Below are 21509 nucleotides of genomic sequence, written 5' to 3'. Positions count from 1 at the left end.
GTGCGACCCCGGTGCCGCCCGGCACCATCACATCTGGGACATTTTCCTATGCGCAAGAAGACGTTCGCCGCGGCCGCACTGCTCGCCGCCGCCACCCTGACCCTCTCCGCGTGCGGCAGCAGCGACGACAGCGGTTCGCCGGTCTCCGTGGTCTCCGAGGAGGCCGGCTCGGACAAGGCCGCCACCGTTCTCGACCAGCCGTTCGAGAAGCCGGACCTGGTCCTCACCGACACCCGGGGCAAGTCGTACGACCTCCGCAAGGAGACCGCCGGCAAGCCGACCCTGATCTACTTCGGCTACACCCACTGCCCCGACATCTGCCCGCTGACGATGAACAACATCGCCGTCGCCAAGAAGTCGCTGCCCAAGTCCGAACAGGACGACCTGCGCGTGGTGTTCGTCACCACCGACCCGGGCCGGGACACCCCGTCCGAACTCGGCAAGTGGCTCAAGGGCATCGACCCCCGGTTCGTCGGCCTGACCGGCGACTTCGCCACCATCCAGGCCGGTGCGCGCACCCTCGGCATCTCCATCGAACCGACGCACAAGGACAAGAACGGCAAGGTCGTCTCCGTGCACGGCACCCAGGTCGTCGCGTTCTCCCCGAAGACCGACGCCGGGTACGTCCTCTACGGCGAGGACGCCACCGTCGACGACTACACCAAGGACCTGCCCAAGCTCGTGAAGGGCGCGAAGCCGTGAGGTCTTTCGCCGTGTCCGCCGCGGTGCTGACCGGTGCCCTCGTGCTGGCGGGCTGCGGCTCGGACAGCGGGGGCGACGGCGAGGGCGGGATCTCCGTCTCCGGCGCCTACATGCCGCAGCCGGTGTCCGCCGACATGGCGGCCGGCTTCCTGACGATCGTCAACGACAGCGGTACGAAGGCCGAGCTGACCTCGGTCACCAGCGACGTCGGCGAGGTCACGCTGCACGAGACGGCCGGCGGAACGATGGAGGAGGTCCAGGACCTCGCCGTCCCCGCCCATGGTCAACTCGTGTTCAAAAGCGGTGGCACGCACCTGATGTTCGACAAGCTGAAGCACAAGCCCGAACAGGGTCAGACGGTCTCCGTCGAACTGCATTTCGCCGAGGCGGACCCGGTCGTCGTCAAGATGCCGGTCAAGTCGGCGACGTACATGCCTGAGACCGGACAATGACGGAGGGATCACCTTGACGCCGACCATCGCCCCCCGCGTCCGGACCCTGGTGCTGCTGCTCCTGGCCGCGGCCGGCCTGCTCCTCGCCGGGGCCGCGCCGGCGTCCGCGCACGCCGCGCTGACCGGCAGCGACCCCCAGCAGGGGGTGGTGGTCGACAAGGCGCCCACCCAGGTCTCGCTGACCTTCTCCGAGCCGGTCTCGACATCCGCCGACTCACTGCGCGTGCTCGACCCCAAGGGCGCGCCCGTCCAGCGCGGCACACCCTCCAACGTGAGCGGGACGACGTACGCCGTCCAGCTGCACAGCGGCCTGCCCGACGGCACCTACACCGTCACCTACCAGGTCGTGTCCGCGGACAGCCATCCCGTCGCCGGTGCCTTCACCTTCTCCGTCGGCGCGCCCTCGTCCACCTCCGTCTCGGTGTCCGACGAGACCGCGGGCGGCGGGGTCGTCGGCTGGCTGTACGGCTTCGGGCGGTACCTGTCGTACGCCGGCTTCGTCGTCCTGATCGGCGGGGCCGCCTTCGTCCTCGCCTGCTGGCCGCGCGCGGCCGGGGTCCGGGTCATGCAGCGCCTCGTCGTCGCCGGCTGGCTCACGCTCACCTCCGCCACCCTCCTGCTGCTGCTCCTGCGCGGCTCCTACACCGGCTCCGGCAAGGTCGGCGACATCTTCGACCTCGACCTGCTCGGGCAAGTCCTCCAGACCAAGACCGGCGCGGCACTGGTGTCCCGGCTGCTGCTGCTCGCCGCGGCCGCGCTGTTCATCGCCGTGCTCTTCGGGGCGTACGACAAACGCGAGGACGAAGAGAAGCGGGATCTGACCTTCGGGCTCGCCATCGGCGGGACCGTGGTCGCCGCCGGACTCGCCGCGAGCTGGGCGATGTCCGAGCACGCCTCCGTCGGGCTCCAGGCGGGCATCGCCATGCCGGTCGACGTCGTCCACCTGCTGGCCGTCGCGGCCTGGCTCGGCGGCCTCACCGCCCTGCTCGTGGCCCTGTACCGGGCGCCCGCGGACACGCCCGTCGACACGACCGCCGTACGCCGCTTCTCGGCCGTCGCCTTCGGCAGCGTCGTCGCGCTGGTGCTGACCGGCACCTACCAGTCGTGGCGCCAGCTCGGCTCCTGGTCGGCGTTCACCGACACCCGGTACGGACAGCTGCTGCTCGTCAAGATCGGGCTCGTGGCGCTGCTCGTCGGCGTCGCGTACATCTCGCGGCGCTGGACGGCCCAGCTGGCGGACAAGGTCGTCCAGCGGAGCAAGCAGGTGCCTCAGAAGGAGCGGGTCACCGCGGGCGCAGGAGACGCCAATGGGGATGCCGAGGGTGCTGCCGGGGCGTCCACCGGCTCCGGCGGTTCCAAGCGCGCCGCGCAGCTCGCCCGGCAGCGGGCCGCGATGGATACGGCGCGGCAGAAGCGGGAGCGGGACGCCGACCCGACCCGGTTCGGGCTGCGCCGCTCGGTGCTCGCCGAGGCCTCGGTCGCCGTCGTGCTGCTCGCCGTCACCACCGTGCTGACGCAGACCGAACCGGGGCGGACGGAGGAGGAGGCCAAGGCGGCCACATCCTCCTCGTCCTCCTCCTCGGCCTCGTCGTCCGGGGCGGTCACCCTCGACATGTCGTTCGACACCGGCGGCGAGGACGGCAAGGGCCTCGTGCGTGTCGATCTCGACCCCGCGCGCGTGGGCGCCAACGAAATGCACGTCTATGTGGAGCGTCCCAACGGACGCGCCTTCGACATCCCCGAGGTGAAGGTCGCCTTCACCCTGGAGTCCAAGGACATCGGGCCGCTGCCCGTCGTCCCCGACCACATCACCACCGGGCACTGGGCGGCGAGCGGAGTGCAGATTCCCGTGGCGGGCGACTGGAAGGTCGCGGTGACCGTGCGGACCTCCGACATCGACCAGACGACCGTCTCCAAGAACGCGCAGATCGGCTGAACCACACCATGACTGACCAGTCCGTCCCGGAGGCCCGTACTCCCGCTCTCGAAGAGGGCGCTATCGACGCTCTCCAAGAGGGTGCTTCCGAACAGGCCTCCTCTTTGGAGGGCCTTTCGCGGCGGAAGCTGCTGAGCACCGCCGGCGCCACCGGGCTCGTCCTCGGTGCGGCCGGCGGGGCCGTGGGATACGCCGCCCGCCCGGCCGAGGCCACCCCGCTCACCTCCGTGGGCGCCGATCAGGTGATGTTTCACGGGAAACATCAGCCCGGCATCACCCAGGGCCTCCAGGCCCGCGGCCATCTCGTCGCCTTCGACCTGGCGGCCGGGGCGGGCCGCAAGGAGGCCGCCGCACTGCTGCGCCGCTGGTCGCAGACAGCACAGCGGCTGATGGCGGGCGAGGCGGCGACGCAGGACGACACGGACGTCGCCCGGGACGCCGGGCCGTCCTCGCTGACGGTCACCTTCGGCTTCGGCCACAGCTTCTTCGCCCGCACCGGGCTGGAGAAGCAGCGCCCGTCCGCCCTGGACCCACTGCCCGACTTCTCCTCCGACCACCTCGACAAGAAGCGCAGCGACGGCGACCTGTGGGTGCAGATCGGCGCCAACGACGCGCTGGTCGCCTTCCACGCCCTGCGCGCGATCCAGAAGGACGCGGGCAGCGCGGCCCGCATCCGCTGGCAGATGAACGGCTTCAACCGCTCGCCGGGCGCCACCTCGCATCCCATGACGGCCCGCAATCTGATGGGCCAGATCGACGGCACCCGCAATCCGAAGCCGAGCGAGCCGGACTTCGACCAGCGGATCTTCCTGCCGTCCACCGGGGAGCCCTCCTGGATGGCGAACGGCTCCTTCGCCGTCGTACGCCGCATCCGCATGCTCCTCGACGACTGGGAGAAGCTCCCGGTCACGGCCCAGGAGGACGTCATCGGGCGCCGCAAGTCCGACGGCGCGGCGCTGTCCGGAGGCACCGAGACGACCGACATGGACCTGGAGAAGACCGACGCCAAGGGCAACCTGGTCGTCCCGATCAACGCGCACGCCCGCATCACCCGGCCCGACCAGAACGGGGGCGCGGCGATGCTCCGGCGCCCCTTCTCGTACCACGACGGCTTCGACGGCGACGGGGTCCCCGACGCCGGCCTCCTCTTCGTCTGCTGGCAGGCGGACCCCCTGCGCGGCTTCGTCCCCGTCCAGCGCAAGCTCGACCGGGGCGACGCCCTGTCCCGGTTCATCCGCCACGAGGCGAGCGGCCTGTTCGCGGTGCCGGGCGGGGCGGCGGAAGGGGAGTACGTGGGGCAACGGTTGCTGGAAGCGTGACCTCGTCGCTCCGTGGAGTGGCTGCCATGAGATACGTGCGCTGTGTTTCGCAAGGCCCATTAGGGTGAGGTCATGCCAGCGAGCTATGCGTATCTCGGCCCTGAGGGCACCTTCACCGAAGTCGCCCTGCGGACGCTTCCCGAGGCGGCCACCCGGGAGCTGATCCCGTACGTGTCCGTGCAGTCCGCGCTCGACGCGGTGCGGGCCGGGGAGGCCGAGGCCGCGTTCGTGCCGATCGAGAACTCCGTCGAGGGCGGGATCACGACGACGCTCGACGAGCTGGTCGCGGGCGCGCCGCTGATGATCTACCGCGAGGTGCTGCTGTCGATCACCTTCGCGCTGCTGGTCCGGCCCGGCACCAAGCTGTCGGACATCAAGACGGTCTCCGCGCATCCGGCCGCCCAGCCGCAGGTGCGCAACTGGCTCAGGAAGAACCTCCCGGACGCCATCTGGGAATCGGCCGCGTCGAACGCGGACGCCGCCCGGCTGGTCCAGGAGGGCCGCTACGACGCCGCCTTCGCGGGCGAGTTCGCGGCCGCCCGGTACGGCCTGGAGGCCCTGGAGACCGGGATCCACGACGCGGAGAACGCCCAGACCCGGTTCGTGCTGGTCGGCCGGCCCGCCCGGCCCGCCGCACCGACCGGCGCGGACAAGACGTCCGTCGTGCTCTGGCAGCGCGACGATCATCCGGGCGGACTGCGCGACCTCCTCGGCGAGTTCGCCACCCGGGGCATCAACCTGATGCTGCTGCAGTCCCGGCCCACCGGCGAGGGCATCGGCAACTACTGCTTCTGCATCGACGCCGAGGGCCACATCTCCGACCGCCGGGTCGCCGAGGCGCTGACGGGGCTCAAGCGGATCTGCCTCCAGGTGCGCTTCCTGGGTTCCTACCCGCGCGCGGACGTGGAGGTGGCGGACGTACGCCCGCCGTTCCCGGGCACCTCGGACGACGAGTTCGTGTCGGCGGCGGAGTGGGTGGCGCGATGCCAGGACGGACGTTTCTAGGACGTTTCCAGCCGCTCCTACCTGCATATTTTCGTTATCCACAGGAGTTATCCACAGGTGGGCTTCTCGACCTGGGGACAAGTCGACAACGAAGCGCCACCCAGTCGACAAATCGCCCTACAGCCCTCAAGTTCGTCCACAGTCCCGTAGGTCACTCTTCGTCCACCCGTTTCCCTCGCGCCATCCTTTGGAGCGACTCATTTCCACCCGAAAGTGGATGTGACGCCGGTTTGGGACGAGAATTCCTCGCCTCGCACCCTCGCCGCGGATTGATCACTTCCGGCGTCCACAGATCTTTCGCACAGCCTGTGGATAACTCTTCGGCGCTGTGGATTTCTGTGGACGAAGGGCATCCCAAGTCCCGCTCCGCGCAAGGGAATCGAGTCAACCCGGCGCCCGTTGTATGCCCCGTCCCAGGGAGTGAGACGCGTTTTATTGACACGATCGACAATTGCCGCACAACGGAACGTAAGCCGCGATTCGGTGCAGCCCGGAATAGTGAGTCGTGAGCCGTGACCCGCACCGGTAGCCTTGGTCACGTGATTGACCTTCGCCTGCTCCGTGAGGACCCCGACCGTGTGCGTGCGTCGCAGCGCGCCCGTGGAGAGGACGTCGCGCTCGTCGACGCTCTCCTGTCTGCCGACGAGCGGCGCAGGTCGTCCGGCGTCCGCTTCGACGAGCTGCGTGCCGAACAGAAGGCGCTCGGCAAGCTCATCCCCAAGGCCTCCGGAGACGAGAAGGCCGAGCTGCTGAAGAAGGCGAGCCAGCTCGCCGCCGACGTCAAGGCCGCCGACGCCGAGCGCGACGCGGCCGACACCGAGACCCAGGAGCTCGCCCTCCAGCTCAGCAACCTCGTGCACCCCGAGGTGCCGGTGGGCGGCGAGGAGGACTTCGTCACGCTGGAGACGCACGGCACGATCCGCGACTTCGGCGCCGAGGGCTTCGACCCCAAGGACCACCTGGAGCTCGGCACGATCCTCGGCGCGATCGACGTCGAGCGCGGCGCCAAGGTCTCCGGCTCGCGCTTCTACTTCCTCACCGGGATCGGCGCGCTGCTGGAGCTCGCCCTGGTGAACGCGGCGATCGCGCAGGCCACGGCGGCCGGCTTCACGCCGATGCTGACGCCGGCGCTGGTCCGCCCCGAGTCGATGGCCGGCACGGGCTATCTGGGCCAGGACGCGGAAGGCGTGTACCACCTGGAGAAGGACAACCTCTACCTCGTCGGCACGTCCGAGGTCGCCATCGCCTCGTACCACCGCGACGAGATCATCGACGCCGACCGCCTCCCGCTGCGCTACGCGGGCTTCTCGCCCTGCTTCCGCCGCGAGGCCGGCTCGCACGGCAAGGACACCCGCGGCATCTTCCGCGTCCACCAGTTCGACAAGGTCGAGATGTTCTCGTTCGTCGACCCGGCGGACTCGCAGGCCGAGCACCAGCGCCTGCTGGAGTGGGAGAAGCAGTGGCTGACGTCGCTGGAGCTGCCGTTCCGGGTCATCGACGTGGCATCGGCCGACCTCGGCTCCTCGGCCGCCCGCAAGTTCGACTGCGAGGCGTGGATCCCGACCCAGGGCAAGTACCGCGAGCTGACCTCGACCTCGGACTGCACCGAGTACCAGTCCCGCCGCCTGTCGATCCGCGTCCGTGACGGCAAGCAGATCAAGCCGCTGGCGACGCTGAACGGCACGCTGTGCGCCGTACCGCGCACGATCGTGGCGATCCTGGAGAACCACCAGCAGGCCGACGGCTCCGTCCGGGTCCCCGAGGTGCTCCGCCCGTACCTGGGCGGCCGGGAGATCCTGGAGCCGGTCGCCAAGTGAGTACGTCCGCTGCCCCGGCCTTTCCCTACCGCCTGATCGCGACCGACCTCGACGGAACGCTCCTGCGCTCCGACGAGTCGGTCTCGCAGCGCACCCGCGACGCGCTCGCCGCGGCCACCGCGGCGGGCGCCGCGCACATCGTCGTGACGGGCCGCGCGGCCCCGTGGACCCGCCACATCCTTGACGATCTCGGCTACGACGGCCTCGCGGTCTGCGCCCAGGGCGCACAGGTGTACGACGCCGGCGAGCACCGCCTGCTGACGTCGGTGACGCTGGACAGGCAGTTGGCCGGGGTGGCGCTGGCCAAGATCGAGGCGGAGGTCGGCCCGCTGTACCTCGCGGCGAGCCGGGACGGGCTGGAGGGCGAGGTGCTGGTCGGCCCCGGTTACGCGGTCACCGGCAAGCTCCCCGCGACACCCTTCACGGACGCGGCCGATCTCTGGACGGCCCCGCTGAACAAGATCTACATACAGCACCCCACGCTCACGGACGACGAGTTGGCCGAGGCCTCCCGCCAGGCCGCCGGCGGCTTCGTCACCGTCGCGATGGCCGGCGCGGGCATCGTCGAGCTGCTTCCGCTGGGGTTGTCGAAGGCCACGGGCCTGTCCCTGGCGGCCCGCCGGCTCGGGATGAGGGCCGCCGACACGATCGCCTTCGGCGACATGCCCAACGACATCCCTATGTTCGCCTGGTCCTCCTACGGCGTGGCCATGGCCAACGCCCACGAGGAGCTGAAGGCCGTGGCGAACGAGGTGACGTCCTCGAACGAGGAGGACGGAATCGCGGTGGTGTTGGAGCGGTTGCTGGGCTGAGCGTTGATGTTCCTGCGAGGCGGGAACACCACGGTCTTGCGGAGGATGCACGGATCGAACGTGCGCGGGGTTGCCCCCGACCACGGCTTAGCAAGCCGGTGCCTTACCACTCGGCCAATCCTCCGGGTGGGCGGCCTCACGCGGGCGCAGTGCGCCACGTGCTCGAAGCGGCCGCCCCGGGCAGCTCCCCGTATGGGCGGACTCGACGGAGGAGTAACTACTCCGGAGTCCGCCGCGGGCTGCCCTGCGGGGAGCTCGACGGACTGTCGTACATGGACATCGTCGAACTCCTCCCCAGTACGTGGCGCCGGTTCGGCCCGGCGTCCTGGACAACAACCACTGTGCCCGTACGCCGTGTTCGGCGCCACCGATTAACCGGCGGCCCCGGACTCCTTCACCGCCGCCGCCACCTGCGCCGACGCTTGCTGAAGAACCACCCCGCGGGCGGCTCGTCGGAACGCCACGGCTGCGGCTCGGGCTTCTCCTTGCGCCAGCGCTCGGCGAGCATCCGGGCCCGTGCGGACGGCTCGGCGGTCTCGGCGGACCGTATGAAGTCCTCGTCCAGGACGAGGTCGTCCCACGCCTCGTCCCCGGACCGTCCGCGACCCTCGCCCTGTGACGCCTCGTCCGCCACTGCCATCCCCGCCCTCCCAGCCGTGCGCCCGCTTTTGTCCAGTGTGCCCGGACAGAGGTGAAGCCCCTGTCAATAAGCGGGGCGTCTACTCCTCGCCCGCCAGCGTCAGCGAGCGCAGCTTCTGCCCCGCGTACCAGGTCGCCAGGACGGTCACCGCGACCAGCAGGACCGTCGCCGTCGTCAGCCCGACGTCGGAGGTCACCAGGTCTCCGCCGGCGACCTTCTGGGCCACCGCCAGCGACCACTGCTGGACGCTGAGCGTGCGTGCCCCGGCCACCAGGGAGCCGAACAGGGCCTCCCAGACCAGCGCGTAGACGAGCCCGAACACCACCGCGTGCCGCGACACCGTGCCGAGCAGCAGGAAGAGTGCCGCGTAGGCGATGGAGGCGACCAGTGCGGCCACCGTGTAGGCGACGGCGATCTGCTGGCCGTTGCCGTTGAGGATGAAGCCGGCGATCAGGGTGGGCACCGCGGAGAACACCATCGTCACGGCGATCGCGACGATCAGCTTGGTGAAGATGATCGTCGGCCGTTTGATCGGCTTGGACAGCAGATAGACCACGGAGCCGTCGTCGATCTCCGGGCCGATCGCGCCCGTGCCCGCGATGACGCCGATGATCGGCACCATGGTGGCGAGTGCGAGCCCGCCCAGCAGGTCGGACGCGGTCTGGTCGTCGGCGCCGGCGAGGCCGCGCACCACCACGGAGATCGCGATCAGCAGCAGGGGCAGGGCGCCCAGGATGAGGGCCCGGCGCCGGCCCAGCAGGGCGCGGTAGGTGAGTCGGGCGACTGTGGGGTCGTACATCTTTCGGCCTCCTACGCCGCGACGAGATACGAGAAGACGGACTCGAGCGACTCGTCGGACGGCGAGACCGTGAGCAGGCGGATGCCGTGGTCCCTGGCCACCCTCGGCAGCAGGGCCGTGAAGCGGCCGAAGTCGACGGCCTGGATGCGCAGCGCGCCCTCCGCCAGGTCGACTTCGATGCCGGACGTCGACGGGTCGGCGATCAGCGCGGCCGCGAGGGCGCGGTCGTCGCTGGAGCGCACCAGGTAGCGGTGCGGGCGGTCGGTCATCAGGCGGCGGATCTTGCGGAAGTCGCCGCTGGCCGCGTGCCGTCCGGCGACGACCACCTCGATGTGCCGGGCGAGTTGTTCGACCTCTTCGAGGATGTGGGACGAGAACATTACGGTGCGGCCCTCGTCGCCCATGCGCCTGAGCAGGTCCATCAGTTGCATGCGCTGGCGTGGGTCCATGCCGTTGAAGGGCTCGTCCAGCAGGAGCAGCGAGGGCTCGTGGACGAGGGCGCTCGCCATCTTCACGCGCTGCCGCATGCCCTTGGAGTACGTCGAGATCTTGCGGTCCTGGGCGTACTCCATCTCTACCGTGGCGAGCGCCTTCTGGGCCGCTCTGGCGCCCAGGCCGTGCAACTCGGCGTTGGCCACGACGAATTCGCGCCCGGTGAGGAAGTCGTACATCGCCTCGCGCTCGGGGACGATGCCGATGTGCTTGTAGATGTTCTCGTTGCGCCACACCTGCACGCCGTCGAGGGTGACAGTGCCGGTGGAGGGGGCCAGGAAACCGCCCATCATGTTGATGAGGGTGGACTTTCCGGCGCCGTTGGGACCGAGCAGGCCGGTGACGCCGGGGCCGATCGTCATGGTGATGTCGTTGACGGCGACCACGTTGCCGAACCAGCGCGAGACGTGGTCGATGTTGAGCGTGGTCACAGTCCGACCTTTCGGTAGCGGCGCATCATGAGGCCGTAGCAGGCGGCGATCAGGCCGAGGGTGACGAGGACGTAGACGACGCCCTCCCCGTTCGTCGGGCCGATCCCTCCCGGGAACGCGGAGCTCGCGCCCAGGAACGCGGACTGCACTCCGTCGATGAGCGTGATGGGCGAGAACAGGCCGATCCAGGCGATGGATCCGGTGCTGGTCTGCGCGTCGGCGATGGCCTGGAGTGTGGACACGGCGCCGTAGGAGATGGTCAGGACGGCGATCACGGCGGCGATGCCGAAGCCGCGGCGCGGCGTGACCGACGCGATGACCAGGCCGAGGCCGGCGAAGAGCAGCGAGAGCAGTGCCACGGAGACCAGCCCCTGTGCGAATCCCTTGGTCTGGTCGGTGAAGTCGAGCTTGGCAAGCAGGGCGCCCACATAGAGCACCAGCAGCGGGGCGGCGGTGAGGATGAACAGCGCCGAGGCCAGGGCCGCGAACTTCGCGCGTACGTAGTCGGCGGTCTCGATGGGCCGCGAGAAGTACAGCGGTACGGTCTTGAAGCGCAGGTCGCGCGAGACGGACTGGGGCGCCTGCGAGGCGACGTACAGGCTGATGACGGCCTGCATGACGATCGCGTAGCGCGTGTAGTCGACGGGCAGGTCCTTCGCCTTGGTGGCGACCGCGACGGCGACCATGATGGCCGCGGGCACGCACATCACCACGAACAGCAGCATCGGCAGCACCTTGGACTTGACCGAGCGGCCGAGACCGTAGGAGCCGCGCAGGGACTGCGAGTACAGGGAACGGGTGGCGTACGAGCGGCCCAGGCGCGGGCCGTCGTAGCTGCGGTAGCCGATGTTGTGGATGCGGGTCTGGTCACCCGACGGTGCCGCCGGTGTCCGCATGGGCTGTTCAACCGCCATGACCGACGGCCTCCTTCCGCTGCTCGTCCTCGTTGGTGAAGACCTCGGAGATGTGATGCCGGCGCTGTTCCATGCGCACCAGGCCGAGGCCGAGGTCGGCGACCACGTCGCGCACCAGGTCGTACGTCTCCTCGCCCTGCGCGGTGAGCAGCAGCACGTGGCCGGCGCCCGGCAGGCCCGCGCCGCTGTCGAGGATGTCCATCCCGCGCGCGTGGAGCGCGTCGCGCACCGCGCGGGTGCCGTCCGGGTGCTCGTCGGTGTCGGTGACCTCGATCGCGAGGGTGGTCGTGATCTGGGTGAAGTCCGTGGTGGAGCTGGAGCGCAGGAGCTTGCCGCCGTCGACGACGACCACGTGGTCGCAGGTGCGCTCCAGTTCGCCCAGCAGGTGGGAGGTGACCAGGACGGAGATGCCGAAGTCGGTGTAGATGCGGCGGATGAGGCCGAGCATCTCGTCGCGGCCGACCGGGTCGAGGCCGTTGGTCGGCTCGTCCAGGAGGACCAGCTGCGGGTCGTGGACGAGGGCCTGCGCGAGTTTCACGCGCTGCTTCATGCCGGTGGAGTAGCCGCCGATGGGGCGGTAGCGCTCCTCGTACAGCCCGACGTGCCGCAGGGTGTCCGCGGTGCGCTCGCGCGCGGCGGTGGGCGGCAGGCCGGACATGCGCGCCATGTGGACGACGAACTCGGTGGCCGAGACGTCGGGCGGCAGGCAGTCGTGCTCCGGCATGTAGCCGACCCGCTCGCGGATGGCGGCGCCCTTGGTGGCGACATCGAGGCCGAGCACTTCGGCGCGGCCCTCGGTGGCGGGGGACAGACCCAGAAGGATCTTGATCAGTGTGGACTTGCCGGCTCCATTGGCTCCGACGAGTCCGGTCACACCGGGCCCGACGTCCACGGAGAGCCGGTCAAGAGCGGTCACCCGGGGGAACCGCTTGCTCAGGCTTTCGGTCGCGATCACAGTCACGTCTACGAAGGTAGTGACCGGTACCACGCCGGTCGTCACTCCGCAGGGTCGTCTTGGTATCAGACTCCAGGCGTACGGGTCCCTAAGGGTCCCCCCTCAGGTCGAACAACGCGTCCCCGGTTGTCCACATCCGCGCGGTTGTCCACAGGCCGTCGCGGGCCTATTGACGCAGCCTCTAACGACTGTCACATTCGCCAGTGTCACGTTACGAGCACGTACCGCGATCGACGGGGACGGGTGGGCGTTGGGCATGACGACGGCAGCAGGTGAACTCACGGCGGAGCTGCGAGGGTTCAGGACAGTGCAGCGCCTCGCCTACGAGTGTGCGGAGGCGGTCGCGGCGCAGCTGAAACCCGGCGTCACCGAGCGCGAGGCGGCCCGGATGCAGCGCACCTGGCTGCGCGAGCGGGGTGTGCGCGACTGGTTCCACCTGCCCTTCGCCTGGTTCGGCGACCGCACGGCCTTCGTGAACTTCCGGGTGCCGCTGCAGTTCTTCCCGACCAACCGTCGGCTGGAGCCGGGGATGCCGTTCATCCTGGACATGGCCCCGGTGTACGAGGGCTGCACCGCGGACATCGGGTACTCGGGCTCCCTGGGCGTCAACCCCGTGCAGAACCGGCTGATGGACGACCTGGAGGCGCACCGCGAGCTGATCCTGCGCGAAGTACGCGAGCGGCGCCCGCTGCGGGAGATCTACGAGGACGTGGACCGCCTCATGGCCCGCCAGGGCTACGCCAACCGGCATCGTGCCTACCCCTTCGGCGTGATCGCGCACAAGGTGGACCGCGTGACAGAGCGCCGCTGGTCACCGCACGTCTTCGGGTTCGGCACCCGAGCCCTGAAGGGCCTGGCGGCCGACGCGCTGCACGGCCACCGGGAGGGCTGGTCGCCGCTGTGGTCGCCGTACCGCTTCTCCGACCATCCGCCGCAGCCGGGCCTGTGGGCGGTCGAACCGCACCTCGGCTTCCGGGGTACCGGCGCGAAGTTCGAGGAGATCCTGGTCGTCACCGACTCCGCGGACCCCGAGCAGAGCGCCTTCTGGCTGGACGACGATCTGCCGCACGTGCGGCGCTGGGCGGAGGACAAGTGACGTTGCCGACGGGCGCGCGGGAGCGCTGGGTGCGGACCGGCGGGGTCGAGCTGTGCGTCGCCGAACTGGGGGATCCCTCGGGGCCGACAGTCGTCCTGGTGCACGGCTATCCGGACAGCAAGGAGGTGTGGTCGGGGGTCGCCTCCCGGCTGGCCGACCACTTCCATGTGGTGCTGTACGACGTGCGCGGCCATGGTCGCTCCAGCGCACCGCGGCCGCTGCGCGGCGGGTTCACGCTGGAGAAGCTGACCGACGACTTCCTGGCCGTCGCGGACGCGGTCAGCCCGGACCGGCCGGTGCACCTGGTGGGGCACGACTGGGGCTCGGTGCAGGCCTGGGAGTTCACCACCGTCCAGCGCACCGAGGGCCGGATCGCCTCCTTCACGTCCATGTCAGGGGCGTCCCTCGACCACTTCGGTCACTGGATCAACAAGCGCGTCAGGCGCCCCACCCCGCGCCGGGTCGGCCAGCTGCTCGGCCAGGGCGCCAAGTCCTGGTACGTGTACCTGCTGCAGACGCCCGTGCTGCCCGAGCTGGCCTGGCGCGGCCCTCTCGGCACGTACTGGCCGAGGATCCTGGAGCGCCTGGAGAAGGTCCCCGGCGGCGGCTACCCGACCTCCTCGCTGCCGGCGGACGCGGCGCACGGAACGTGGCTGTACCGGGACAACGTACGGACCCGGCTGCGCCGTCCTCGTACGGACGCGTACGCGCACGCGCCCGTGCAGCTCATCACGCCCCTGGGGGACGCGTTCCTCTCGGAGAATCTCTTCGACGACCTGGAGCACTGGGTTCCGCAGCTGACCCGGCGCACGCTCCCGGCCAGGCACTGGGTCCCCCGCTCCCGGCCCGACCAGCTGGCGGCCTGGATCTCGCAGTTCGTGACGTCCGTGGAGGGCGGCAGGCCTGATGCGGTGCAGGCGACCGGGAAGTACGCCGACCGGTTCGGCGGGCAGCTCGTGCTGGTCACCGGTGCGGGCAGCGGCATCGGTCGGGCCACGGCGTTCGCGTTCGCCGAGGCGGGCGCGCGCGTGGTGGCGGTCGACCGGGACGCCGAGGCCGCCGTGCGCACCGCCGAGCTCTCCCTGCTGCTCGGTGCGCCCGCGGCCTGGGCGGAGACGGTCGACGTCTCCGACGAGCAGGCCATGGAGAAGCTCGCCGAGAAGGTCGCCGCCGAGTACGGCGTGGTGGACGTGCTGGTGAACAACGCCGGCATCGGCCTGTCCGGGTCCTTCTTCGACACCACCCCCAAGGACTGGAAGAAGGTCCTCGACATCAACCTGTGGGGCGTGATCCACGGCTGCCGGCTCTTCGGCAAACAGATGGCCGACCGCGCGCAGGGCGGCCACATCGTCAACACCGCGTCGGCGGCGGCCTACCAGCCCTCCAAGGCGCTGCCCGCCTACAGCACCTCCAAGGCGGCCGTGCTGATGCTCAGCGAGTGCCTGCGCGCGGAGCTGGCCGGGCAGGGCATCGGCGTCACAGCCGTATGCCCCGGCTTCGTCAACACCAACATCACCTCGACCGCGCGCTTCGCCGGGGTCGACGCAGCCGAGGAGAAGCGGCTCCAGAAGCGGACCGCCCGCCTGTACGGGCTGCGCAACTACCCGCCGGAGAAGGTCGCCGACGCGATCCTGCGGGCGGTGGCGCGGAACGAGGCGGTGGTCCCGGTGACGCCCGAGGCACGCGGCGCCCACCTCATGTCCCGTTTCACGCCCAGGGTGCTGCGGGCGATCGCACGTCTGGAGCCTCCGCTGTGAGCGCGCGGATCACCCCGCGCAGGGTCTCCTTCGACTGGTCGCGCACGCCCCTGCACTGGATACCCGGCGAGCCGACCGCGACCCATGTGATCAATGTGCTGCACCTGTTGCTGCCGGCGGGGGAGCGGTGGTTCGTGCGGGTCTTCAAGGAAGGTCTGCCGCTGGTCAGGGACCCCGAACTGCTGGCCGAGGTCAAGGGGTTCATGGGCCAGGAGGCCACGCACAGCGTCCAGCACGCGCACGTGCTGGACCACCTCAAGGCACAGCGGCTCGACACCGCGGAGTTCACCCGGTACGTCGACTTCCTCTTCGAACGGCTGCTGGGCGAGCGCCCGCCGCTCGGTGCGCCCATACCCGAACGGGAATGGCTGCGTTTCCGGCTGGCGGTCGTCGCGGCGATCGAGCAGTTCACGGCGGTCCTCGGCGACTGGGTGCTGGCCGCCGACGGCCTCGACCGGGCCCGCGCCGACGAGGTCATGCTCGATCTGCTGCGCTGGCACGGCGCCGAGGAGGTCGAACACCGCGCGGTCGCCTTCGACATGTACCAGCACTGCGGCGGCACCGGCACACCCCGGTACGCCCGCCGCATCGCGGGCATGGCGGTCACCGCACCGGTGATGCTGTACCTGTGGGTATGGGGCACGGCATATCTGATGCGCCACGACCCACAGCTCGCGGGCCGCCTGCGCTACTCCCTCGCCGAGCACGAAAAGGCCGTACGCAAGGGCATGCTGCCCGCGTGGCGGGAGCTGGGCGCGGCGATACCCCGCTACTTCCGGCGGTCCTACCACCCGTCGCAGGAGGGGTCGTTGAGCCGGGCGGTGGAGTACCTGAGGAGGTCACCGGCTGCGAGGGCGGCCTCGTGACGGGCGGCGCCGGAGGTTCCGGTCCCCGAGCCGAGGATTCCGGGCACCGGACCGAGGATTCCGGGCGGCGGACCGAGGCTCCCGCCTACCGGATCGAGGATCTGGCGCACCTCAGCGGCGCCACGGTCCGCACCATCCGTGCCTACCAGGACCGCGGGCTGCTCCCCCGCCCCGAGCGCCGCGGCCGCGCCAACGTCTACGCCGACGCCCACCTCGTGCGCCTGCGCCAGATCGCTGACCTCCTGGACCGCGGCTACACCCTGGCCTCCATCAAGGAGCTCCTGGAGGCGTGGGACGCGGGCCGGGGCCTGGGCGGAGTGCTCGGCCTGGTCGCCGAGGTGGACGGGCCGTGGAACGACGAGGAGTCGGTACGGATCTCGCGCGCCGAGCTGGACGAGCGGTTCGGCGGTGTCCCCGACGACGCGGCGGTCGCCGAGGCCGTGCAGCTGGGCGTGCTGGAGCCGGTCCCAGGGGACGACGACTCCTTCCTCGTGCCGAGTCCCCAAGAGCTCACGGTGGCCGCCGAGTTGCACGCGGCCGGGGTGCCACTGTCCGCGATCTCCGCTCATCTGCGGGAGTTGAGAGGACGGGTCGAGAACATCGCTGTGCGTTTCCTGGAGTTCACGACCGAGCACGTCTTCGCCCGCTACCTGGACGGACCGCACCGCCCGACGGACGCGGACGCGGCAGAAGCGGCCTCCCTCGTACGGCGGCTGCGACCGCTCGCACAGCAGACCGTGGACGCGGAACTCGCTCGGGCGATGCGCTCGTTGGCGGTCCGGCATCTGCGGGAGCACCTCGCTACGGGCGACGTCCCGGCACCGGCCGAGCGGACGCGTGACGTGGCGATCCCCGTGGAGACAATAGGGGCCGTCGAGAGGCTGGTTGGGGCCGAGCAGGCGGCCGAGTTCATCGCTCTCGCCGCCGAACGGGAGGTACGGGCCCGGTCCTTGGACCGGCTCGCCGCAAGTCACGTGGCATCAGATGATCTTGGCGAAACGCCCTGAATCCAAGGGTAGTTGTCCACAGAATCGCCAATTCCCCTGTGGATAACTGTACTTGGCTGTGGATCAAACATCCGGAGCAAAATCATTCGCGTGATTCAGGTCTCGCCCGGCACCCTGGCCGGGTGGATGAAAGACGCACCGTGAAGGTGTCCAAATATCTGTCGAAGCACCTGCGTCACCAGCCGGAGCGGATCGGGCTGATCCTCGACGACGCCGGCTGGGTGGAGATCGACACGCTGATCACGGCAGCCGCCGCGCACGGCTTCCGGTTCACCCGCGAGGAACTCGACCACGTGGTCGCCGCCAACGACAAGCAGCGCTTCGCGATCGACGGCACCCGGATCCGCGCCAGTCAGGGCCACAGCATCGACGTCGAGCTCGGACTGCCCCCGGCGACCCCGCCGGCGTACCTCTACCACGGCACCGTGGCCCGTTCACTGGACGCGATCCGTACCGAGGGGCTGCGGCCCATGAACCGCCACGACGTGCACCTTTCCCCGGACCGGGAGACCGCGACCCGCGTCGGCGCCCGCCGCGGCCGCCCTGTCGTGCTGTCGGTGGACGCGGGCGCCATGCACCGCGACGGCCACGTTTTTCACGTCAGCGCGAACGGGGTGTGGCTGACGAAGGCGGTCCCACCGCGGTATCTGCGGTTCCCGGAAGCTCATTGACGATCGCGTGATCGGTGGCGTGGACCACTTGCCCATCACTGACGCCGCGGGCGTTGGCGTCACCACCTCAGTCCGTCGCTGAGCGGCCGGGTGTGATGACTGGCGGTGACTGTTTCACGTGAAACACGATCGGCCGCATACGCTCGGACGCATGAGTCTGCGTCTGAGCACCGTGATCCTCCCGTACCTCCGCTGGCACGAAGGCGGCCGTTCGGCATGGACGCGTGCCGAAGAGCTCGGCTTCCACACCGGCTACACGTACGACCACCTGTCCTGGCGGAGCTTCCGGGACGGACCCTGGTTCGGTGCCGTGCCGACGCTGACCGCCGCCGCGGCCGTCACCGGCGATCTCCGCCTGGGCACGCTGGTGACCTCGCCGAACTTCCGGCACCCGGTGACCCTCGCCAAGGAGCTGATCTCCCTCGACGACATCTCCGGCGGGCGGATGACGCTCGGCATCGGTGCGGGCGGCACCGGCTTCGACGCCACCGTGCTCGCGCAGGAGCCATGGACGCCGCGTGAGCGCGCCGACCGCTTCGCCGAGTTCGTGCAGCTGCTGGACCGGCTGCTGGTCCAGGACGGCCCCAGCGGGGTCTCGTACGAGGGCGACTTCTACTCGGCGCACGAGGCCCGCAACATCCCGGGCTGTGTACAGCGCCCCCGGCTGCCCTTCGCGGTGGCCGCGACCGGGCCGCGCGGGCTCCGGCTCGCCGCGCGCTACGGGCAGGCGTGGGTAACCACCGGCGACCCCAAGCTGTACGAGAACGGCACTCCTGAACAGTCGGTTCAAGCCCTTCGCGGGCAGGCCGAGAAGCTCGCGGACGCGTGTGCCGCGATCGGCCGTGACCTGAGCTCGCTCGACAAGATCCTGCTCACCGGTTTCACCCCGGACCGCGGCCGTCCGCTCCAATCCCTGGACGCGTTCGTGGACTTCGCGGGGCGACACCAGGAGCTGGGCTTCACCGAGATCGTGATCCACTGGCCCATCCCCGACTCCGACTTCGCGGCGGACGAGAAGATCTTCGAGCAGATCGCCATGGAGGCGCCTGCCCAGCTGCGCTGACCTGGGCAACCTGATGCCTGTGCCGCGTCCGTACCTCATCTGCGCCTCATCTGTGCGGACTCCCGCACGGGCGTGCGGGCATCTGCGGGAGAATGGCCGGGTGACCTCAGCGACTCGACAGCCCGAGACCCCGGCCGCCGCCCTCCCGCCCCGGCTGATCGCCACCGACCTCGACGGCACCCTGCTGTGCGACGACAAGTCGGTTTCCCCGCGCACGGTCGCGGCCCTCGCCGCCGCCGAGGAGGCGGGCATCGAGGTCTTCTTCGTCACCGGCCGCCCGGCCCGCTGGATGGATGTGGTCAGCGAGCACGTCCATGGTCACGGCCTGGCGATCTGCGGCAACGGCGCCGCGGTGGTGGACCTGCACGGCGGCCCCGGCGCCCACCGGTTCGTGAAGGTGCGCGAGCTGGCACGGGAGAACGCGCTGGACGCCGTACAGCTGCTGCGTGACGCGGCGCCGGGCACCGTGTACGCGGTCGAGCAGACGTACGGCTTCTACCAGGAGCCGGACTATCCGAAGCTGCACATGGAGACCCCCGACTCGCTCGCGCCGGCCGAGGACCTGCTGGCGCCGGACGCCCCCGGTGCCGACGAGCCGGTGCTCAAGATCCTCGCCTATCACCCCGCCATCGACCCGGACGCCTTCCTCACCCTGGCCCGCCTCGCGATCGGCGACCGGGCCAATGTCACCCGCTCCAGCCCCAGCGCTCTGCTGGAGATCAGCGGCCCCGGCGTCTCCAAGGCCAGCACGCTCGCGCTGTGCTGCGCCGAGCGCGGCATCTCGAACGAGCAGGTCGTCGCCTTCGGGGACATGCCGAACGACGTCGAGATGCTCACGTGGGCGGGACGGTCGTACGCGATGGGCAACGCACACCCGGACGTGCTCGCGGCGGCTTCGGGGCGGACGGTCGCCAACAACGAGGATGGGGTGGCAGTCGTGATCGAGCGGTTGGTGGTGGAGCGGGCCGGCTGAGAGACCGGTCACGGTTCAACGGCTAGCCGAGGCTCACTCCGCGTGCCGACAGCCACGACGCCGGGTCCACCGCCGAGCCCATCTCCGGAGTGACCCGCACCTCGAAGTGCAGGTGCGGGCCGGTGGAGTTGCCGGTGGTGCCGGACTGCCCGACCCACTGCCCGGGGCTCACCCGCTCGCCCTGGTCGACGGTGACGGCGGCAAGATGGGCGTACTGCGTGTAGTAGCCGCCCGCGTGCTGGAGCACGACCTCGATGCCGAAGGGCCCTCCGCAGGACACCTTCACCACGCGCCCCTCGCCCACCGCCCGCACCGGCGTGCCGATCGGCACCGCGAAGTCCTGCCCGGTGTGCCGGTTCGCCCACCGCTCGCCGCCGCTGCCGAACCCCGCGGACAGCGCGTACGTCTCCACGGGGGCGACCCAGGTGTTCGTGACTCCCGTCTTCGGCTGGTCCAGCCGGACGGCACCTCGGCACGAACCGGCCGCGACGGAGGCATCGGCCTGGCCCTGCAACTGCCACCGTGCCTGGTCGAGCTTCGCCTCGATGTCCTTCTTCAGAGCGGCGAGTTCGGTGGTGTGCCGGTCCAGCTCCTGCCAGGCCGCCTCCGCCTTCGCCTCGTCAGCGGCGAGCCGTTGCTCGGCCCGGCGGCTCTTGTCGATCGCGTTGTTGACGGCGAGATCCGCCCGCCAGACGGCCCGTTGACCACGCATCAGTTCGTCGGGGCTGTCCGCGAGGATCATCTGCGCGGTGATCGGAAGCCCGCCGCCACTGCGGTACTGGGCGCGTGCGATCCGGCCCAGGTCCTCGTTCAGAACGGCGATCCCCCGCCGCTCCCGGTCCAGCAGCGCCTCGAAACGCACGGCCTGCGCCCGCTGCATCTCGGCCTCCTGTCTGCCGGCCTCGTACTGCTGCGTCGCTACTGCCGCGTCCTCGTACAGCCGGAGTACCTGTGCGTTGATCCCGGCGTCGGCGGCGCTGTGCGTGTCCTCACCGTCGTCGACGGCCTCGGAGGTTCCCGTGGGTCGGGCCGCGAGCACGGCGAACGCGCACAGCAGCGCCGGAACGAGCAGCGGATGACGGCGAGGTGAGCGCATGTCAGCGATCCTGGCCCGCGCGGCCGCCCAGGGCCCTGTTCAAGTCGTACAGCTGGGGGACAGGTTGACGCAGATGGACTAGTACGGCGTGACTGCGGAGGGGGCTCGGTTCCCCGTGCGTGGACCGTCAGTGGGGCGCCTGCCCCACCACCGGCGTACCGCCGCCGTCCGTTCCGATGCCGGGACCGTGTGAGCTGTCGCCGCCGGGAGCCTCCGCGCGCCGTTCGAGGTTTCTCAGGCCACTGCGCCGACCGTTCTGGGGAGGCCAACGCCGACGTCCGCGACGGTCAGCCGAACGCCGGGCCGCCCGTCCGGCAGGGTGGCGGTCGCGTCGAGGACGACGTCGATCCGGGAGGCGTCGGCGTACCGGAAGGCGTTGGAGAGTGCCTCACGCAGGGCAGCGATCGGGTTCTTGCAGGTGAGGTCGCCGACCGATCTCGCGCAGGCTGGACGTCGAGTGCGTCGACGGCCTTGCCGACACCGCCGTGCACCTCGGGCACGTCCGCCCCGCGCTGTGCGCTCTCCAGCCTCATTCCGGTGGCGAACAGCCGCTGGATGACGAAGCGTTGCACGTGGCGGGCGATGCGGCCGCGGTCCTCGTACACCGTGAGCCGTTCCCGGTTGCGCTGGGCCTCGGCCATCATCAGTGCCAGCGCGGCCTGCGAGGCGAACTGGACCGCGAGGCCTCGCTCCGCCTCCGACGAGT

The 21509-nt window shown here is 70.3% G+C and carries 20 protein-coding genes, 1 tRNA gene and 1 pseudogene; 14 read left to right on the top strand and 8 right to left on the bottom strand.

The window, feature by feature from the left end:
* Positions 1-48: 48 nt before the first annotated feature.
* From AC5P09_RS28885 to AC5P09_RS28855, 7 genes are all read left to right on the top strand, one after another.
* Positions 49-702 carry an SCO family protein gene (locus AC5P09_RS28885; RefSeq protein ID WP_493876681.1) on the top strand — a complete coding sequence of 218 codons (654 nt, stop codon included), beginning with the start codon at positions 49-51 and terminating at the stop codon, positions 700-702.
* Positions 699-1154 (top strand): copper chaperone PCu(A)C, encoded by a 456-nt coding sequence (locus AC5P09_RS28880; protein WP_493876680.1) that lies wholly within the window; start codon positions 699-701, stop codon positions 1152-1154. The genes AC5P09_RS28885 and AC5P09_RS28880 overlap by 4 nt, the downstream gene beginning before the upstream one ends.
* A 13-nt stretch (positions 1155-1167) precedes the next feature.
* Entirely contained in the window at positions 1168-3090 is a 1923-nt protein-coding gene (locus AC5P09_RS28875; RefSeq protein WP_493876679.1) for a copper resistance CopC/CopD family protein, read from the top strand.
* An 8-nt stretch (positions 3091-3098) separates the two neighbouring features.
* A complete protein-coding gene (gene efeB, locus AC5P09_RS28870) occupies positions 3099-4409 on the top strand; it encodes an iron uptake transporter deferrochelatase/peroxidase subunit (RefSeq protein ID WP_493876678.1) in 1311 nt (436 codons plus the stop codon).
* A gap of 72 nt (positions 4410-4481) precedes the next feature.
* On the top strand, positions 4482-5414 hold the full coding sequence (pheA, locus tag AC5P09_RS28865) for a prephenate dehydratase (protein ID WP_493876677.1): 933 nt from the start codon (positions 4482-4484) through the stop codon (positions 5412-5414).
* Positions 5415-5953: 539 nt separating this feature from the next.
* Positions 5954-7231 carry a serine--tRNA ligase gene (gene serS, locus AC5P09_RS28860; protein WP_493876676.1) on the top strand — a complete coding sequence of 426 codons (1278 nt, stop codon included), beginning with the start codon at positions 5954-5956 and terminating at the stop codon, positions 7229-7231.
* Positions 7228-8043, top strand: coding sequence for an HAD family hydrolase (locus AC5P09_RS28855; RefSeq protein WP_493876675.1), 816 nt, complete (start codon positions 7228-7230; stop codon positions 8041-8043). Before serS ends, AC5P09_RS28855 begins: the two co-directional genes overlap by 4 nt.
* Before the next feature lie 39 nt (positions 8044-8082).
* Here the strand turns inward: AC5P09_RS28855 and AC5P09_RS28850 are convergent.
* From AC5P09_RS28850 to AC5P09_RS28825, 6 genes are all read right to left on the bottom strand, one after another.
* Positions 8083-8167: transfer RNA gene (locus AC5P09_RS28850), tRNA-Ser, on the bottom strand.
* Between the two features lie 270 nt (positions 8168-8437).
* Positions 8438-8683 carry an SGM_3592 family protein gene (locus AC5P09_RS28845; protein WP_493876674.1) on the bottom strand — a complete coding sequence of 82 codons (246 nt, stop codon included), beginning with the start codon at positions 8681-8683 and terminating at the stop codon, positions 8438-8440.
* Between the two features lie 79 nt (positions 8684-8762).
* Entirely contained in the window at positions 8763-9482 is a 720-nt protein-coding gene (locus AC5P09_RS28840) for an ABC transporter permease subunit (RefSeq protein WP_307675987.1), read from the bottom strand.
* Between the two features lie 11 nt (positions 9483-9493).
* Positions 9494-10405: an ABC transporter ATP-binding protein gene (locus AC5P09_RS28835; RefSeq protein ID WP_493876673.1), complete on the bottom strand. Its 912-nt coding sequence runs from the start codon at positions 10403-10405 to the stop codon at positions 9494-9496.
* Positions 10402-11319, bottom strand: coding sequence for an ABC transporter permease (locus AC5P09_RS28830; RefSeq protein WP_493876672.1), 918 nt, complete (start codon positions 11317-11319; stop codon positions 10402-10404). Before AC5P09_RS28830 ends, AC5P09_RS28835 begins: the two co-directional genes overlap by 4 nt.
* The gene (locus AC5P09_RS28825) at positions 11309-12274 is read right to left on the bottom strand and encodes an ABC transporter ATP-binding protein (protein WP_266448308.1); all 966 of its coding nucleotides are present in this window, start codon (positions 12272-12274) and stop codon (positions 11309-11311) included. The genes AC5P09_RS28830 and AC5P09_RS28825 overlap by 11 nt, the downstream gene beginning before the upstream one ends.
* A gap of 256 nt (positions 12275-12530) precedes the next feature.
* Between AC5P09_RS28825 and AC5P09_RS28820 the strand changes: the two genes are divergently transcribed.
* The 7 genes from AC5P09_RS28820 to AC5P09_RS28790 all read left to right on the top strand — a co-directional run bounded on the left by AC5P09_RS28820 (position 12531) and on the right by AC5P09_RS28790 (position 19707).
* Positions 12531-13370 carry a M24 family metallopeptidase gene (locus AC5P09_RS28820; RefSeq protein ID WP_493876671.1) on the top strand — a complete coding sequence of 280 codons (840 nt, stop codon included), beginning with the start codon at positions 12531-12533 and terminating at the stop codon, positions 13368-13370.
* The gene (locus tag AC5P09_RS28815) at positions 13367-15127 is read left to right on the top strand and encodes an SDR family oxidoreductase (RefSeq protein ID WP_493876670.1); all 1761 of its coding nucleotides are present in this window, start codon (positions 13367-13369) and stop codon (positions 15125-15127) included. The genes AC5P09_RS28820 and AC5P09_RS28815 overlap by 4 nt, the downstream gene beginning before the upstream one ends.
* Positions 15124-15993 carry a metal-dependent hydrolase gene (locus AC5P09_RS28810; RefSeq protein WP_493876669.1) on the top strand — a complete coding sequence of 290 codons (870 nt, stop codon included), beginning with the start codon at positions 15124-15126 and terminating at the stop codon, positions 15991-15993. Before AC5P09_RS28815 ends, AC5P09_RS28810 begins: the two co-directional genes overlap by 4 nt.
* 92 nt (positions 15994-16085) lie before the next feature.
* Positions 16086-17000 (top strand): MerR family transcriptional regulator, encoded by a 915-nt coding sequence (locus AC5P09_RS28805; RefSeq protein ID WP_493876717.1) that lies wholly within the window; start codon positions 16086-16088, stop codon positions 16998-17000.
* 122 nt (positions 17001-17122) lie between these two features.
* Positions 17123-17671, top strand: coding sequence for an RNA 2'-phosphotransferase (locus AC5P09_RS28800; RefSeq protein WP_493876668.1), 549 nt, complete (start codon positions 17123-17125; stop codon positions 17669-17671).
* A gap of 151 nt (positions 17672-17822) precedes the next feature.
* The gene (locus tag AC5P09_RS28795; RefSeq protein ID WP_493876667.1) at positions 17823-18734 is read left to right on the top strand and encodes an LLM class flavin-dependent oxidoreductase; all 912 of its coding nucleotides are present in this window, start codon (positions 17823-17825) and stop codon (positions 18732-18734) included.
* A 100-nt stretch (positions 18735-18834) separates the two neighbouring features.
* Positions 18835-19707, top strand: coding sequence for an HAD hydrolase family protein (locus AC5P09_RS28790; RefSeq protein ID WP_493876666.1), 873 nt, complete (start codon positions 18835-18837; stop codon positions 19705-19707).
* Between the two features lie 22 nt (positions 19708-19729).
* Here AC5P09_RS28790 and AC5P09_RS28785 read toward each other — a convergent pair whose 3' ends face one another.
* The gene (locus AC5P09_RS28785; protein WP_493876665.1) at positions 19730-20803 is read right to left on the bottom strand and encodes a M23 family metallopeptidase; all 1074 of its coding nucleotides are present in this window, start codon (positions 20801-20803) and stop codon (positions 19730-19732) included.
* Positions 20804-20930: 127 nt separating this feature from the next.
* Positions 20931-21504 (bottom strand): annotated as a pseudogene (locus AC5P09_RS28780) (sensor histidine kinase); the annotation flags it as partial.
* Between the last annotated feature and the right edge of the window lie 5 nt (positions 21505-21509).

This window comes from Streptomyces sp. a15, assembly GCF_059026085.1.
The sequence above is the reverse complement of the archived record's forward strand: the minus strand, read 5'-3'. Positions and strand labels throughout refer to the sequence as shown.

What these genes read in the sequence shown, in the direction of transcription:
- AC5P09_RS28885 (WP_493876681.1), top strand. Translation starts at nt 49, where the DNA reads ATGCGCAAGAAGACGTTCGCCGCGGCCGCACTGCTCGCCGCCGCCACC.
- efeB (WP_493876678.1), top strand. Translation starts at nt 3,099, where the DNA reads ATGACTGACCAGTCCGTCCCGGAGGCCCGTACTCCCGCTCTCGAAGAG.
- pheA (WP_493876677.1), top strand. Translation starts at nt 4,482, where the DNA reads ATGCCAGCGAGCTATGCGTATCTCGGCCCTGAGGGCACCTTCACCGAA.
- AC5P09_RS28845 (WP_493876674.1), bottom strand. Translation starts at nt 8,683, where the DNA reads ATGGCAGTGGCGGACGAGGCGTCACAGGGCGAGGGTCGCGGACGGTCC.
- AC5P09_RS28840 (WP_307675987.1), bottom strand. Translation starts at nt 9,482, where the DNA reads ATGTACGACCCCACAGTCGCCCGACTCACCTACCGCGCCCTGCTGGGC.
- AC5P09_RS28830 (WP_493876672.1), bottom strand. Translation starts at nt 11,319, where the DNA reads ATGGCGGTTGAACAGCCCATGCGGACACCGGCGGCACCGTCGGGTGAC.
- AC5P09_RS28820 (WP_493876671.1), top strand. Translation starts at nt 12,531, where the DNA reads ATGACGACGGCAGCAGGTGAACTCACGGCGGAGCTGCGAGGGTTCAGG.
- AC5P09_RS28795 (WP_493876667.1), top strand. Translation starts at nt 17,823, where the DNA reads ATGAGTCTGCGTCTGAGCACCGTGATCCTCCCGTACCTCCGCTGGCAC.
- AC5P09_RS28785 (WP_493876665.1), bottom strand. Translation starts at nt 20,803, where the DNA reads ATGCGCTCACCTCGCCGTCATCCGCTGCTCGTTCCGGCGCTGCTGTGC.